We start from the raw sequence: 14463 nt of genomic DNA on the forward strand, positions 1-14463 counted from the left end.
AAAATGGCCGAACTGCTAAGCTATGCCACCGAAAACTAAAATCGTGTTTCCACGACCACTAGAATCCGTCCAACTGGCATTGCAATGTTGCTAGGCGGTACAATCGTTGAAACATATCGCGTTGCCGTAAAGGAACATTTGTCATGAATTCTCAGGTGTTGCAAGGGCTACTCTTCGTCCTCATCCTGATTATTCTGGTTGTCATCATCCTTGCCGCAGTGCGCTTTTTTACGCTGCGATCCCGCGGAACAACGGTGCTCCTGCGTGTTCTGCCGGCCAAGGACTCTCATTCGTGGCGGCATGGGCTGGTGCGCTATAGCGGCGAATACATGGAGTACTTTAAGCTTCGATCTGTTCTTCCCCGCGCCAATATGCGGTTCAATCGCCTCGACATCACCTTGAACGGAATCCGTTCGCTGGATGATGACGAGGCTTCTTTTATGCCCGCCAGCGACCAGGTTATGGGGATCAGCGTCCATGGCAAGGACTATGAGATTGCCTCCGATGCGCACGGCATCATGGCCCTAAATGCCTGGGTGGAAGCAGCACCGTCGAAGCGCAAAGAGAAGCTGAACTATCACCAGATGCGCCAGCGTGCCACCCGCTTTCCAAAGAAATAGACCCCACCCGTTAGGGTAGAGGGCATGCGTGTAGTCATCGCCCGTTGCTCTGTAGATTACGTCGGCCGCCTCGACGCCCACCTGCCCTTGGCGGACCGACTCATCCTTATCAAGGCCGATGGCTCGGTGTCTGTGCATGCGGACGACCGTGCCTACAAGCCCTTGAATTGGATGACTCCTCCGTGCACCTTTGAGGAGTCGGAGATTACGGATATCGATGGCGAGGACACCGGTGAGAAGCTGTGGTTGGTGGAGAACCCTAAAGGCGAACAGCTTCGTATCACCATCGCAGAGGTACACCAGGACATCGAGATGGACTTGGGCGAAGACCCAGGCTTGGTTAAGGACGGTGTCGAAGCACACCTGCAGGAGCTTCTGGCGGAGCACATTGAAACATTAGGGGAGCGGTACTCGCTGGTTCGCCGCGAGTATCCCACGGCGATTGGCCCAGTGGACATCATGGCGAAGAACTCTCAGAATGAGTTCGTGGCCGTCGAAGTCAAGCGCCGCGGTGGTATCGATGGCGTCGAGCAGCTTACGCGTTACCTGGAATTGCTTAACCGCGATGACCTGCTAGCACCGGTCCATGGTGTGTTCGCGGCACAGGAAATCAAGCCACAAGCCCGGACCCTCGCCGAAGATCGCGGGATCCGCTGCGTAGTGCTCGATTACCAGGAGCTGCGCGGCATCGAGTCCAACGAGCTGCGGCTGTTCTAATGCCACGCCGAAACCGTAGAATCCGGGAGGAGCCCCGCTTCTTGCCGCGGGATGGCGGCGCGTTGCTCGGCTCGCAGACCGTTCCGGGGCCGAGCTGGACGAATGGGGAACCTTTCATCATGCGGCACGTCGGCAGTTCGGCCGCGCAGAAGTACTACGTGTGCCCCGGCTGCAACCAGAACATCCCGCCTGGGGTTACGCACATTGTGGCGTGGCCGCGCGATAGCGGCAGACAAGGCGATGACCGCCGGCACTGGCACCGCCACTGCTGGGAGCGGCGGTAGACTAGCGGGCATGATTGTTGCCTTTTCTGTAGCCCCGACCATCGTGGGTGATGAGAGCGCCGAGATGTCTGACGCCGTGGCGGAGGCCGTGCGCGTGGTCCGTGCTTCCGGCCTACCCAACGAGACTAATGCCATGTTCACCCTCCTTGAAGGTGAGTGGGACGAAGTCTTTGCGGTGATTAAAGAGGCCACCGATGCCGTCCGTAAAGTTTCACCACGCACGAGCCTGGTCATTAAGGCCGATATTCGCGAAGGCGTCACCGGGCAGATAACCCAAAAAGTAGAATCCGTTAACCGTTACCTGGAGGAGAATCAGTGACCGGACCGTACGTTGGAGGCGCCCTCGATTTGGGAGCCATTAAACAGCAGGCAGAGGCCAAGGCGAAAGCACAGGAACAGGGCACTACCGGTGCCCCGGCTGGTGTGCAGCCCTTCTTTGAGGTCACAGAGCAGAACTTTGAGAATGACCTCGTGCGCCGCTCCGCTGAGGTACCCGTCATCGCGCTTATTGGTTCCCCGCGTTCCCCGGCCTCGGAGCAGCTGAAGAAGGACTTCGAGGAGATGGCCGCGGCAGGCGGCTTGACGTTCATCGTGGGCTACATCAACGCCGATGTGGTGCCGCAGGTCGCCCAAGTCTTTGGCGTACAGAACCTGCCCACCACCGTGGCGATTGCCGCCGGCCAGCCGGTCACCAACTTTGAAGGTAGCCAGCCCCGAGAGAACCTGGAGCAGTGGGTAGCGGCGATCGTCGAGAAACTCGGACCTCAGCTGCGCGGCCTGCAGGATACTGGTGCTGAGCAGCCCCAAACGGAGGAAGCATCCGACCCGCGCCTGCTCGTGGCAGAGGACGCGCTGAATGCTGGCGATTTCGACGCCGCTATTGCTGCTTACGATGAGGTGCTTGCCGCCGAGCCTGATAATGCTGAAATCAAGCAGGCGCGTGCCACTACCGTGGTGCTCAAGCGGCTTAATGCATCCGCGAAGGACGGCGACCCCATTGCGGAAGCTGAGGAGAATCCGCAGGATGTGGATAAGCAGCTCGCGGCCGCTGATGCCCACATTGTCGCCGGGACTCCGGACGTTGCCTTTAGCCGGCTTATCGACGCCATGAAGGTCACCGCCGGCGACGACAAGGCCCGCCTGAAGGACCGTCTGCTCGAGCTGTTTGCCCTCTATGATTCTGGTGATCCGCGCGTGCTTTCAGCCCGCACGCAGCTCGCTAGCGCGCTGTACTAGTACCTAGTCTCGCTGTCTGGCCCGCCAACCTCCTCTGGTTGGCGGGTTTCGCCGTCTCTGCGCTCGCCTCCACTAGCTGTAGGATCGCCGATGTGCCCGCTGACCGTGGTGTGGTTGGCGGGTTTAGGCGCGGGACCGTGCGTGCGAAGCTTCAGCTTGCACCCGGCGGGTCGGGTGGTTGGCCTGTGGTTTGTCCTTTTTGTTCGGCGGCGAGTCTGGCTGTGGCTTCTTGGTATTCGGGCATGGCGGTAATTGGCACACCCCAGGGCGGGATGTAGCTCACCCCGGTATTAAGCCGGAACATGTAGCCCCTGCCGGTGGGGCGTTTGGGGTCATCGTCGTTAATACCGTTGTGGTAGGCGCACAGGAAGGTGAGGTTTTTAAGGTTAGTAAAACCTCCTGCCTGCCAGGGGATGAGGTGGTGGACTTCGCAGTAATCAGCTGGTTTATTGCAGCCGGGCCTAGAGCAGGTTTGGAATTCAGCAGCCAGGCTGATGCGTTGTTTCCAGCTGGCATGCCGCTGAATCCTATAAGAGTTAATAGGCCCTTCAAGGGGGTGGATGATGGTGGCGTAGCCAATCTCAGCAAACTTGTAGGCTAAGAAGTCTGCCCCGGTCATGCGTGCGCCGTTGGTGAGGTTAAGTTCGATTTCCTCCCCATCCCCGTTAATAATTTGGTCGAGTTCGTTGAGGGTGACAACGACTTGAGCATGTACGGCGGGTGTGGTGCCAATACCACCGGTGACAATGACGGTGCGGGCAGCCTCAAGCAGGTTTGTTTTGTTGACGGATTCTAGGGTGCCTCTGATGTCGGCGATGACGGTGGGGGTGTCGGTGATGGTGATGGAGTTCGGGCCTTTAGAGCGGTAGGTGAAGCGTACTCCGGGTTTAGCGGTGCGCTTGACACGAAGCTCCTTCAAACGCTTGGTGGCGACCTGGCGGATGCGGTGAGCGGGGGTGCCGGCAAGCTTGATGCGTAGGTTCCAGGCATCGAGGTCTTTTTTCACGCGTGCGGTGTAGGACTCAATCAGGGTAAGAACGCTAAGGCTATGTTTGTGTGCCACCGCGGCGGCACGGGCTTTGCGTTGTTTGCCGATAAAGCGGGTTTGCCCGAAGTAGGTGCGGTGAAGGTGGGAAAGCTCAGTAGCGTCATTGGCGTCGGCGCCGAGCGCGCGGAGCTCGTCGGGTGAGCTGGTTGCTTGTTCCACTAGCGCGATCCCCGAGTTGCGGTAGTGGAAGTAGGTTTCTAATACCCCCATGGCCACGAAGCTTAAAACAGGCCCAAAGGCCCCGCAACCGGAGCAGCGAAAAGTTTCTCAAAGCTCCTCGGGTGTGAATTGAGTAATGCTACATTCTAAAAAGTGTTGTAACGCACATCTCAGTGTTGCTCTGACAGAAGGAATCTCATGCGCACATCTCGCACTCTCCGAACCGCTACCGCACTGTTGGGCGCAGTGGCACTCACTGTGCCACTGGCCGCGTGTAGCGGGAGCTCACAAGAGGCGGTGGCCGGTGGCGATGCCATCGTCCGCGTCCCCGGTACCGAGCCCCAGCAGGGGCTTATCCCCGCTATGACGAATGAGAACGGCGGCGGGCGCGTCGTCGATATGCTTTACTCCGGCCTCATCTATTACGACGCTGACGGTGAGGCCCACAATGAGATGGCGGAGTCCATCGACAAAGAAGGGGAGAAGACCTACAAGGTCACCCTCAAGCCGGACATCACCTTTTCTGACGGCACGCCGGTGACAGCCGCGACATTCGTCGATACGTGGAATTATGCAGTGGCGAACGAGCAGCTTAACGAGAGCTTCTTTTCCTCCATCAAAGGCTACGGCGAAGGTGTGAAGGAGATGGAGGGCCTCAAGGTCCTCGATGACCGCACCTTCACCATCGAACTGACCCAGCCGGAGAGTGACTTCCCGTCGCGTCTGGGCTATAACGCCTACTTCCCGCTGCCGCCGGAAGCCCTCGACGATCCGCAGGGCTTTGGTGAGAACCCGATTTCCAATGGCCCGTACCGGCTCAAGGAATGGAACCACAACCAGAACATTGTTCTGGAGCCGAACCCAGAGTACGGCGGGGATCGCACGCCGAAGAACGATGGCCTCGAGTTCGTCTTCTACGCCGACAGCGGTGCCTCCTACATGGACCTGCTCTCCAATAACCTCGATGTGCTGGAGGCAATCCCGTCCTCGGCATTCGGCAACTACGAGCAGGACTTGGGCGAGCGCCAGGAAACGAAGCCGGCTGCTACCTACTTAGAAATGTCCATCCACGTGGACACCCCGCACTTTAGTGGGGAAGAGGGCACGCTGCGTCGCCGTGCGGTGTCGATGGCTATCAACCGCGAGGAAATCGCGAAGACTATCTTCCACGGCACCCGCACACCAGCCCGCGAGTTCACATCGCCAGTGCTCACCGGCTATAGCGACAGCCTGCCAGGCTCGGAGAATCTGGACTTTAACCCCGAGGAGGCCAAGAAGCTGTGGGCCGAGGCCGACAAGAAGTACGGTGCCTTTGAAGACACCTTCCCCATCAACTACAACACTGATGGCGACAACAAGGATTGGGCCGATGCCGTGGCCAATAGCATCAGCAACACCTTGGGCATCCGAGCCGTGGGTAACCCTTATCCGGACTTCAAGTCCTTCCGTGAGGCCTACCGCGCTGAACGCATGGACGGCGCCTACCGCACCGCCTGGTTCGCGGACTACCCGTCGATGGGCAACTTCCTGGCCCCGAACTTCACCACGGGTGTGGCCTCCAATGACTCGAAATACTCCAATCCAGAGTTCGATGAGCTCATCGTCAAAGCCAATGGCGCTAATTCCCCGGAGGAAGCCGCCAAGCTGTATAACCAGGCCCAGGAGCTGCTCCTGCGAGACCTTCCTGCCATTCCGCTCTTCTACCCGAACGTTGTCGGCGGCTGGTCTGAGAATGTGAGCAACGTGACCTTCAACTGGAAGTCCCTGCCGGTCTACTACGAGATCGAGAAAACCGTTCAGTAATCATCGTCTACAGTACGGAGGTATGACTTCCGTACTTTTTCTCTGCAACACCAACCGTGGCAAGTCTCAGATGGCTGCCGCTCTAGCCAAGAAGCACGCGCCCGATTGGGAGATTCACTCTGCTGGCGTGCAGACCACCGAGCAGCACCGCGAGCAGGGCGTGAATGCCGAGGCACAGGCCTCACTGGCCAAGATTGGTGCCGATATGTCGGGAACGCCAACGCTTATCGACGAATCTCTAGCCTCCTCCGTCGACCACGTCATCGTCGTCGGCGATGCGCACTACGCCGGCAACTGCGAGCGCTGGGAGATTGAAGATCCGTCCCTGCGCGGCATGGAGGGCGAGGAGCGCATGGATGCGCTTCGCGATGACATTGATGCTCGCGTAAGAGCTTTCCTTGATGCTCACGCGTAGGACTGAAAACTGAAACTGCCTGATCTGCCAAAAGCAGGGGCTGGAATTCGATCCCAGCGGTGATCTTTGGCAGATCGGGCAGTTGTGTCTCTCAGGCCTTGCTTGCGACGAGCGTGAGCACGCGCCGAGCCAGGCTCGGCGCTAGGCCACTCAGCTTAGCCGCGGAAGGCGTACCACTGCACTGAATTAGCCGGCAGGTGCAGGTGGAGGTGGTTGCCTTCCGAGTGGACATGGTGGGCTAGGTCGTTGCCAGCACCCTGGTAGACGGCGTCGTCAGTATTGAGCACGAGCTCCCACGCGCCATCGCGCGGTACCCAGAGGTCGTAGTTTGGTACCGAGCTGCCGGAGAAGTTGCACACCGCCAGTAGCGTGGAGCCGTCCTTGCCATAGCGGACGTAGCCGAGCATGTTGTTATTGGCGTCGTCAGCCTTCACCCACTGGAAGCCGTCCTGAGTGAAATCCTGCGACCACAGGGCTGGGTGCTGCTTGTACACGATGTTGAGATCTCTCACGAGGCGCTTGATGCCGTGGTGCCACTCATTGCCCCAGCCTTCAAGGTTGGACCAGTCCACGGAGTTTCCCTCGGACCACTCGGTGGTCTGGCCGAACTCCTGTCCCATGAACATCAACTGCTTGCCGGGATGGGAGAACATGTAGCCGTAGAGGGCACGGAGGCCCGCAGCCTTATTCCAGTCATCGCCCGGCATGCGCTCCCACAGGGAGCCCTTGCCGTGGACGACTTCATCGTGGCTAAACGGCAGCACGTAGCGCTCGGAGTAGGCATAGACCATGGAGAAGGTCAGCTCGCCGTGGTGGTAGCGGCGGTGGATGGGCTCGTGCTTGAAGTACTCCAAGGTGTCGTTCATCCAGCCCATGTTCCACTTCAGGTTAAAGCCAAGCCCGCCTTCGTGAGTCGGTGCGGTAACACCTGGCCAGGAGGTGGATTCCTCCGCAATGGTGAGAACACCCGGGTGGGTTCGGTTGAGGGTGGCATTGGTCTCCTGGAGGAATTGGACTGCCTCAAGGTTTTCGCGGCCGCCGTAGATGTTGGGCAACCATTCGTCGCGGGAGTAATCCAAGTAGAGCATGGAGGCCACGGCGTCGACGCGTAGGCCGTCGATGTGGAACTCCTCCGCCCAGTAGAGGGCATTAGCCACGAGGAAGTTGCGGACCTCGTTGCGGCCGAAGTCGAAGACGTAGGTGCCCCAGTCGGCCTGTTCGCCGCGACGCGGGTCCGGGTGCTCGTAGAGCGCCTGACCGTCGAAGCGGCCCAGTGCCCATTCATCCTTGGGGAAGTGGGCGGGGACCCAGTCGATGATGACGCCGATGCCAGCCGTGTGCAGGTCATTGATAAGCGCCCGCAGCTCATCCGGGGTACCCCAGCGTGCCGACGGAGCGTAGTAGCCCGACACCTGGTATCCCCAGGAACCGCCGAAGGGGTGCTCGGCCACAGGCAGCATTTCCACGTGGGTAAATCCGTGTTCCAAGAGATAGGGGATGAGCTCCTCGCGCAAGCTGGTGTAGTTGGCGCCAATCTTCCAAGAGCCTACATGCAGCTCATAAATACTCATCGGCACATCGAGGTCATCGTTGCGCTGCGACATCCATTCCTCATCAGTCCACGCAAAGTCGGACTTCGTCACCACCGAGGCCGTCTCCGGCGGGGCAATGGTGCGCTTGGCCAGGGGATCGGCCTTGTCGATGCGCGGCGAATTCTTCCCATGTACGGCGAACTTATAGCGCTCGCCCTCACCAACGCCCGGGATAAAGACCTCCCAGATACCGGTGGAGCCCAGGCTACGCATGGGGAATTGGGTAGGGTTCCAGCCGCAGAAGTCACCGACAACGGCAACACCTTCCGCATTCGGGGCCCACACGGCAAAAGCGGTACCGGTGACCGTACCCATGTCGGTGGTGTAGGTCTTGAGGTTGGCGCCGAGGACGTCCCACAGACGCTCATGGCGGCCCTCACCAATAAGGTGCTGGTCCAAGGTGCCCAGGGTGGGCAGGAAGTGGTAGCCATCGGCCACCTCAACTGCGGGCTGACCAGGGTAGGTAATGCGCAGGCGGTAGTCGGATTCAACCGCCAGCGGCGCCTCCCAGATGTCATCGCCCTCGGGGGTCATGGCGATGGTTTCTGCTGCGGTGACGAGCTCGACGGCTTCGGCACCGGGGCGGCGGGTGCGGACGGTTCCTTGATGCCACCCATAAAAGTCATGGGGAGCATGGTGGCGGCAGGAATTAAGGCGTTCACGATCGGTAGCCGGGATGTTCATACTGACCAAATTACCTAACTCTCGTTACCCGCGTGGGCCAACAGACAACTAGGCGCGGTAGTCCTCTACACGGCGCCACGCCAGCTGCTCCTGCAGGTCATGGTCGGCAGGGGGAAGGATGAAGACATGGGCGACGTCGCGAAGCGGCTCCAGGCGCACAAAGTTGCGGTCGGACCACTCGTAGGCCGAGCCACTGATGGCGTCCTGGACGGTGAAGTGATCCCCCGGGTGGCGGCCCACGGCGGGCATATCCAGATAGACCGTAGCCTCCTGAGCATTGCGCGGATCGAGATTCACCACGACCAAAACCACGTTGCCGGTCGCAGCATCCGCCTTGGAGTAGGCGATGATGGCCTCGTTATCCGTGTTGTGGAAGCGCAGTGTACGTAGCTGCTGCAGAGCGGGGTTCTCTCGGCGGATGAGGTTGAGCAGGCGGATATAGGATTCCAGGGAGTCGCCGGATTTCACGGCTGCCTGGAAATCGCGCGGGCGCAGCTCATACTTTTCCGAGTCGAGGTATTCCTCACTGCCAGGCTTAACGGCTTGGTGCTCGTAGAGCTCGAAGCCGGAGTAGACACCCCATAGCGGGGAGAGCGTAGCCGCCAGGGTGGCGCGGATGGCAAACATGGCACGCCCGCCGGTCTGGAGGGACTCGTGGAGGATATCCGGGGTGTTGACAAAGAGGTTGGGACGGCAAATATCGGCCTGCTCCACGTGCATCTCTGCGAACTTGGTCAGGTCATACTTGGAGGTCTGCCACGTGAAGTAGGTATAGGACTGCGTAAAGCCGGCCTTAGCCAGACCAAAGAGGCGCGGGGCGCGGGTAAAGGCCTCGGACAGGAAGATGACCTCCGGGTGGGTCACGTGCACCTTGGAAATGAGCAAGTTCCAGAAGTTGGTGGGCTTGGTGTGTGGGTTGTCCACGCGGAAGGTGGTGACACCGGCTTCGACCCAGATCATGACGATGCGATAGATCTCGGCGTAGATGGCGTCCGGGTCGTTATCGAAGTTGAGCGGGTAGATGTCCTGGTACTTCTTGGGTGGGTTTTCGGCGTAGGCAATGGTGCCGTCGGCAAGCACGGTGAAAAACTCCGGATTGCTCTTGGCCCACGGGTGATCCGGGGAGGCCTGGAGTGCCAAGTCGAGGGCGACTTCGAGGCCCAATTCCTCGGCCTTCTTCACCAAGGCCTTGAAGTCCTCCATCGTGCCCAGTTCCGGGTGGGTCGTGGAGTGATCCTGGATGGCCCACGGCGAGCCAACATCGCCGGGCTCGGCCACCACGGAGTTATTCTTACCCTTGCGGTGCACCTCACCAATGGGGTGAATCGGCGGGAAGTACACGGTGTCAAAGCCCATGGCCGCCACGCGCTCAAGTGCCCGAGCGGTGGTCTCAAAGGTGCCGTGCACCGGGTTACCCTCGGCGTCCCACCCACCCGTGGAGCGCGGGAAGAGCTCATACCAAGAGTTAAACAGCGCATCGCGGCGATCCACCAAGACTTCGTGGATCTCACCTTCCACGAGGAGGTGGCGCAGCGGGTGGTGGTGCAGAATCTCAGCCACCTCATCAGAAAGCGCGGTACGCACGCGCTTATCGACGTCCCCCTGCTCATCCCGCAGCGCCTTCGACGCTTCAAAGAGCAGCTCAGCCTTGTCGCTGGGGCTTTGAATCGCGGCTTCTTCGAAAAGCTCAGCGCCGTGGAGAAGATCGTTGTTGAGCTCGCGTGCCGACTGGCCGGCTTCCATCTTCTTGGTGACGGCATTGCGCCACGTGGCCATGGGATCGGACCAGGCATCGACGCGGAAGAACCAACGGCCCGGGATAGCAGGGGTAAAGACACCATGGACGCGATCCTGGTTATCCGGATCCACTGTCATTGTGACGGAGGAGGTGGAGGGGGATTCGGTGTTCCATACCGATAGGGTCGCGGCGACGGCATCGTGGCCCTCGCGCCATACCAATGCGGTCACGGGGATAACCTCGCCTACTACGGCTTTCGAGGCTACGTTTCCAGACAGAGAAGGGCGGACATCGTCGATTCCAAGGCGTTGAGTCATGCCCCTTAGAATAATGCAGCTGTGCCAGTTTCACCGGGGGAAGACTGTGTCAGTTACACCGGCGACGGAAAATATCGGCCACAATGGGGGACTGTGAACACTCCTGAGCAAACTGGCGATATGAACCTAGAGAACCAGCCCACCGATGAGGACTGGCTCATCGACTTCCGCGGCGTCGAGCTGCGCCGAGGCGGCAATACCCTCGTCGGCCCCGTTGACTGGCAAGTTGAGCTCGATGAGCGGTGGGTCATCATCGGGCCCAATGGCGCGGGTAAGACCTCGCTCGTGCGCATGGCCGCTGCTGAGGAATTCCCGTCTGCGGGCGTGGCTTACCTGATGGGCGAGCGCATCGGCAAGACCGATATGCGCGATCTCCGCGCGGCCATCGGCATTTCTTCTGCCGCCGTGCAGCACCGCATCCCGGACGGCGAGCGTGTCGATGACCTCGTGGTCTCCGCTGGTTATGCCGTGCTCGGCCGCTGGCGCGAGGACTACCAGGATATGGACTTCTCCCGTGCTGATGACATCCTGGCCCAAGTTGGCGCTTCCCACCTGGCTAAGCGCACGTGGGGAACACTGTCGGAAGGTGAGAAGAAGCGCGTCATCTTAGCCCGCGCGCTCATGTCCAACCCGGAGCTTCTCATCCTGGATGAACCTTCCGCAGGCATGGACTTGGGTGGCCGTGAGGACCTCGTGGGTTACCTGGGTGATTTGGCCTTGGACCCGGATGCCCCTGCCATCGTCATGATTACTCACCACGTCGAGGAAATCCCTTACGGATTTACGCATGCGATGATCCTGGATGAGGGTAGAGTCGTGGCCAAAGGACTCATCAATACGGTGCTCACATCGGAGAACCTTTCCACTGCCTTCCACCAGCCTATCCAGGTGGACCGAATCGGGGAGAGGTACTTCGCCCGCCGTATTAGGTAGCCCACCAAGCCCTTGACAGCAGCCCTTGATAGCGCGAGTGCGATATCAATGACACGGAAAGTTGCATGAGCCAGCTCGATCACGACGCCCTGGATGCCATCGATAGTGGCGACACCACTGGCTTCAACGGCGCGCGCTTGGCCGCAACCGTCCTCCTGCTGCGCGATAGCCCCGACGGCATCCAGGTGTGGATTCAAGAACGCGTCCACACCATGCGCAATTACCCCGGGCACGTGGTCTTTCCGGGCGGGGGAGTAGACCCGCGCGATTTCCCGCCCCGCTCCTGGGACTCCGGCGAGCTGTGGGCTGGGCGCTCCGTAGTCTCCATGGCGCGGCGCATGGGCGTAACGAAGTACAAGGCCCATGCTCTCGTCTTCGCCGCCGCACGCGAGCTCTTCGAAGAATCCGGCACGCTGCTGGCCATCCGGGACGACGGCATCGTCTCCGACGCCTCCCGCTATCACCGCGAACGCGAACTACTGGAAACTCACGCTATCTCGTTCACAGAGTTCCTCTCCCACAGCGGAATGCGCGTCGATGCCGACATGCTCCTGCCGTGGTCGCGCTGGGCCGGGGAAGTTAAAAGCCAGTGGTTCGACACTTTCTTCTTCATTGGCGTGTTGCCAGAAGGCCAAGAACCCGATGGCGATACTGGTGAGGCCGACGATGCCGGATGGTTCGACCCACAGCTCGTCCTTGACGGCTGGCGCGCCGGGCTCGTCCGCCTCGCCATCCCCACCTGGGCGCAGCTCAAGCGCCTGGCCTCCTATCGCAGCGTGCAGGAGGTCATGGATGATGCCTCCTTCTCCGACCTGCGGCCCATCATCGGCGACCCCGAAGACGATGAGCGCTACCGCGAATTCTTCACCACCTTTCCCGTCAACCGCATCTAGACCGGCTGTGAGAACAATCCTAAAGAACGCACCATGAGCTACACCCTGGACGAAGTCTCTTTCCTCTGTGAGAACGCATCCGTCATCGACGCCGCCGCAACGAACCTGGAGGGGACGAAGAAGGGGCACCTGAGGGACGTCGCCAAGCTCCAGGCCCAGTTCGGCGAGTACGGGCGCGCGGTGGCCGAGTTGCTGAACTCCCGGCACTCCGGGAAACTGCCGGGGGAGTGGCTCATGGACCACGACTCCGCACAGCAGGCCACGCCCCCTGCCGTCGCCGCCTACCGCGCGGCATTTCTCAAGGAACGCGGCGTTGACCTCGTTCATGACCTCACGTGCTCCATCGGTACCGAGGGACAGGCCTATGCGCCGGGGACATACGTGGGCAGCGACATTGATGCCTCCCGCGTCGCCATGGCGCAGCACAACATCGCGCACCCAGTCTTTCGTGCCGATGCACTCACCACGACTACGACCGCACGGGTATGCATCGCCGACCCCGCCCGCCGCGCCGGGGGCAAGCGCATCACCCGCCTCGATGAGCTCCTGCCACCCCCGCAGGGCCTTCTTGCCACCCACGGCGAACTAGCCATCAAATGCGCGCCGGGCATCGACCACTCGGAGTGGGAGGGCTTAGCCTGCGTGGTCAGCCTCGACGGCGGGGTCAAAGAGACCTGCCTGTATACGCAGGGACTTGGAACAGGGAAGAGAGCGGTCATCCTCAACGCAACGCCCGAAGGACTGCACACAGACATCATTGACGATGACCTCGACGAAGACGAGCTTCCCGACGCCGGCCCCATCGGCCGCTTCCTCATCGACCCCGATGGCGCCATCGTGCGCGCCGGGCTGGTGCGATACTACGCCGCGCGAGAAGGGCTGCACCAGCTGGACCCGCGCATTGCCTACCTGACCGGTGAGCGCCTGCCGGAGGGCACCTCTGGATTTGAATTCATCGAGATGGTGCCCATGAGGAAGCTCAAGGCGGCCATGGCCGCACACGATGTGGGCTCCCTGGAGATCTTGGTACGCGGGCAAGATGTGGACCCGGACCAGCTGCGCAAGAAGCTCAAGCTCAAGGGCTCGACGGCCAAGACGCTCGTGGTCACCCGCATTGGGGCGAAGGGAGTCGCGGTGCTGTGCGGACCGCGAGTAGTATCGACCGAAGGTAATTACGCACCCTAATAGTTTCAAAATTTACGGAAGGGGAAGTGCCCACATGCCAGTCATTGCGGCTCTGGTCAAGCACGTACCGGATACGTGGTCAACCAAGACCCTCGAGGCGGACCACACCTTGGACCGCACCTCGGTGGATAACGTTATCGATGAGGTCAATGAGTACTCCGTCGAACAGGCTCTGCGCCTGCGCGACGACAATGCCGATGCCGGCTATGAGGTCGTCGCACTTACCATGGGCCCGGCTGCTGCCGACGAGGCCCTGCGCAAGGCCCTGGCCATGGGCGCCGACCACGCTGTGCACGTTGTCGACGACGCCCTCGCCGGCGCCGACGCCCTGGCTACCGCCTGGGTACTTAACGCCGCCATCAACCAGGTGGCAGAAAAGTTCGGCGAGGTCCAGGTCATCACCTTGGGCAACAACTCCTCCGACGCCTCCACTGGCCTTGTTGCTGGCCTCCTGGCCGAGTACCGCCAGCTGCCCGCGCTCACGGAGCTCAAGGCTGCCTCCCTCGCGGGTGCCACCGCCACCGGCACTCGCGAGGACGCCCACGGCCACTGGGAGCTTGAGGCCAATCTCCCAGCCCTCCTGTCCTTTACCGACAAGGCCGATAAGCCGCGCTTCCCCAACTTCAAGGGCCTGATGGCCGCCAAGAAGGCTGAGGTCACCACGCTCGCCGTTTCGGACCTGGGCATCGACGGCGTGCCGTCCACCACCACGGTCACCGCCTCCGCGCAGCGCCCAGCCCGCACCGCCGGTGAGGTCATTACCGATCCGGATGCGACCGTGGCTGCCGCCAAGGTCGCGGACTTCCTGGCCGCCAAGAATCTCATCGAGGGTTAAAGGA

At 60.8% G+C, this 14463-nt stretch carries 14 protein-coding genes; 11 read left to right on the forward strand and 3 right to left on the reverse strand.

Annotated elements, in window-relative coordinates; genetic code table 11:
* Positions 1–143 precede the first annotated feature (143 nt).
* Genes NX84_RS06310 through NX84_RS06325 form a run of 5 tightly spaced genes read left to right on the forward strand, consistent with a single transcriptional unit; the run spans position 144 to position 2857 of the window.
* Positions 144–620: a DUF2550 domain-containing protein gene (locus tag NX84_RS06310; RefSeq protein ID WP_039675013.1), complete on the forward strand. Its 477-nt coding sequence runs from the start codon at positions 144–146 to the stop codon at positions 618–620.
* A 24-nt stretch (positions 621–644) separates the two neighbouring features.
* On the forward strand, positions 645–1337 hold the full coding sequence (nucS, locus tag NX84_RS06315; RefSeq protein ID WP_039675015.1) for an endonuclease NucS: 693 nt from the start codon (positions 645–647) through the stop codon (positions 1335–1337).
* Complete coding sequence (locus NX84_RS13160; protein WP_082013923.1) at positions 1337–1621, forward strand: hypothetical protein; 285 nt, start codon at positions 1337–1339, stop codon at positions 1619–1621. Before nucS ends, NX84_RS13160 begins: the two co-directional genes overlap by 1 nt.
* Positions 1622–1631: 10 nt before the next feature.
* Complete coding sequence (locus NX84_RS06320) at positions 1632–1940, forward strand: MTH1187 family thiamine-binding protein (RefSeq protein ID WP_039675493.1); 309 nt, start codon at positions 1632–1634, stop codon at positions 1938–1940.
* Positions 1937–2857: a tetratricopeptide repeat protein gene (locus tag NX84_RS06325; protein ID WP_039675017.1), complete on the forward strand. Its 921-nt coding sequence runs from the start codon at positions 1937–1939 to the stop codon at positions 2855–2857. The genes NX84_RS06320 and NX84_RS06325 overlap by 4 nt, the downstream gene beginning before the upstream one ends.
* A 151-nt stretch (positions 2858–3008) precedes the next feature.
* On the opposite strand, the gene NX84_RS06330 is transcribed toward NX84_RS06325, so the two are convergent.
* Positions 3009–4115 carry an HNH endonuclease signature motif containing protein gene (locus NX84_RS06330; RefSeq protein ID WP_039675019.1) on the reverse strand — a complete coding sequence of 369 codons (1107 nt, stop codon included), beginning with the start codon at positions 4113–4115 and terminating at the stop codon, positions 3009–3011.
* A gap of 147 nt (positions 4116–4262) precedes the next feature.
* On the opposite strand from NX84_RS06330, the gene NX84_RS06335 reads away from it, so the two are divergent.
* Complete coding sequence (locus NX84_RS06335) at positions 4263–5867, forward strand: peptide ABC transporter substrate-binding protein (protein ID WP_039675021.1); 1605 nt, start codon at positions 4263–4265, stop codon at positions 5865–5867.
* A 22-nt stretch (positions 5868–5889) separates the two neighbouring features.
* Positions 5890–6282: an arsenate-mycothiol transferase ArsC gene (locus NX84_RS06340; protein WP_039675023.1), complete on the forward strand. Its 393-nt coding sequence runs from the start codon at positions 5890–5892 to the stop codon at positions 6280–6282.
* A gap of 155 nt (positions 6283–6437) precedes the next feature.
* On the opposite strand, the gene glgB is transcribed toward NX84_RS06340, so the two are convergent.
* Positions 6438–8558: a 1,4-alpha-glucan branching protein GlgB gene (glgB, locus tag NX84_RS06345; RefSeq protein WP_039675025.1), complete on the reverse strand. Its 2121-nt coding sequence runs from the start codon at positions 8556–8558 to the stop codon at positions 6438–6440.
* A 48-nt stretch (positions 8559–8606) separates the two neighbouring features.
* Positions 8607–10613: a maltotransferase domain-containing protein gene (locus tag NX84_RS06350; RefSeq protein WP_039675027.1), complete on the reverse strand. Its 2007-nt coding sequence runs from the start codon at positions 10611–10613 to the stop codon at positions 8607–8609.
* Between the two features lie 120 nt (positions 10614–10733).
* On the opposite strand from NX84_RS06350, the gene NX84_RS06355 reads away from it, so the two are divergent.
* From NX84_RS06355 to NX84_RS06370, 4 genes are all read left to right on the forward strand, one after another.
* Positions 10734–11546, forward strand: coding sequence for an ABC transporter ATP-binding protein (locus tag NX84_RS06355; protein ID WP_052319691.1), 813 nt, complete (start codon positions 10734–10736; stop codon positions 11544–11546).
* A 65-nt stretch (positions 11547–11611) separates the two neighbouring features.
* The gene (locus NX84_RS06360; protein ID WP_039675031.1) at positions 11612–12439 is read left to right on the forward strand and encodes an NUDIX hydrolase; all 828 of its coding nucleotides are present in this window, start codon (positions 11612–11614) and stop codon (positions 12437–12439) included.
* A 33-nt stretch (positions 12440–12472) separates the two neighbouring features.
* Positions 12473–13624, forward strand: coding sequence for a THUMP-like domain-containing protein (locus NX84_RS06365; protein WP_039675033.1), 1152 nt, complete (start codon positions 12473–12475; stop codon positions 13622–13624).
* A 34-nt stretch (positions 13625–13658) separates the two neighbouring features.
* A complete protein-coding gene (locus NX84_RS06370; protein ID WP_039675036.1) occupies positions 13659–14459 on the forward strand; it encodes an electron transfer flavoprotein subunit beta/FixA family protein in 801 nt (266 codons plus the stop codon).
* Positions 14460–14463: the final 4 nt, after the last annotated feature.

This window comes from Corynebacterium minutissimum, assembly GCF_000805675.1.
Classification (GTDB): Bacteria; Actinomycetota; Actinomycetes; order Mycobacteriales; family Mycobacteriaceae; genus Corynebacterium; species Corynebacterium minutissimum.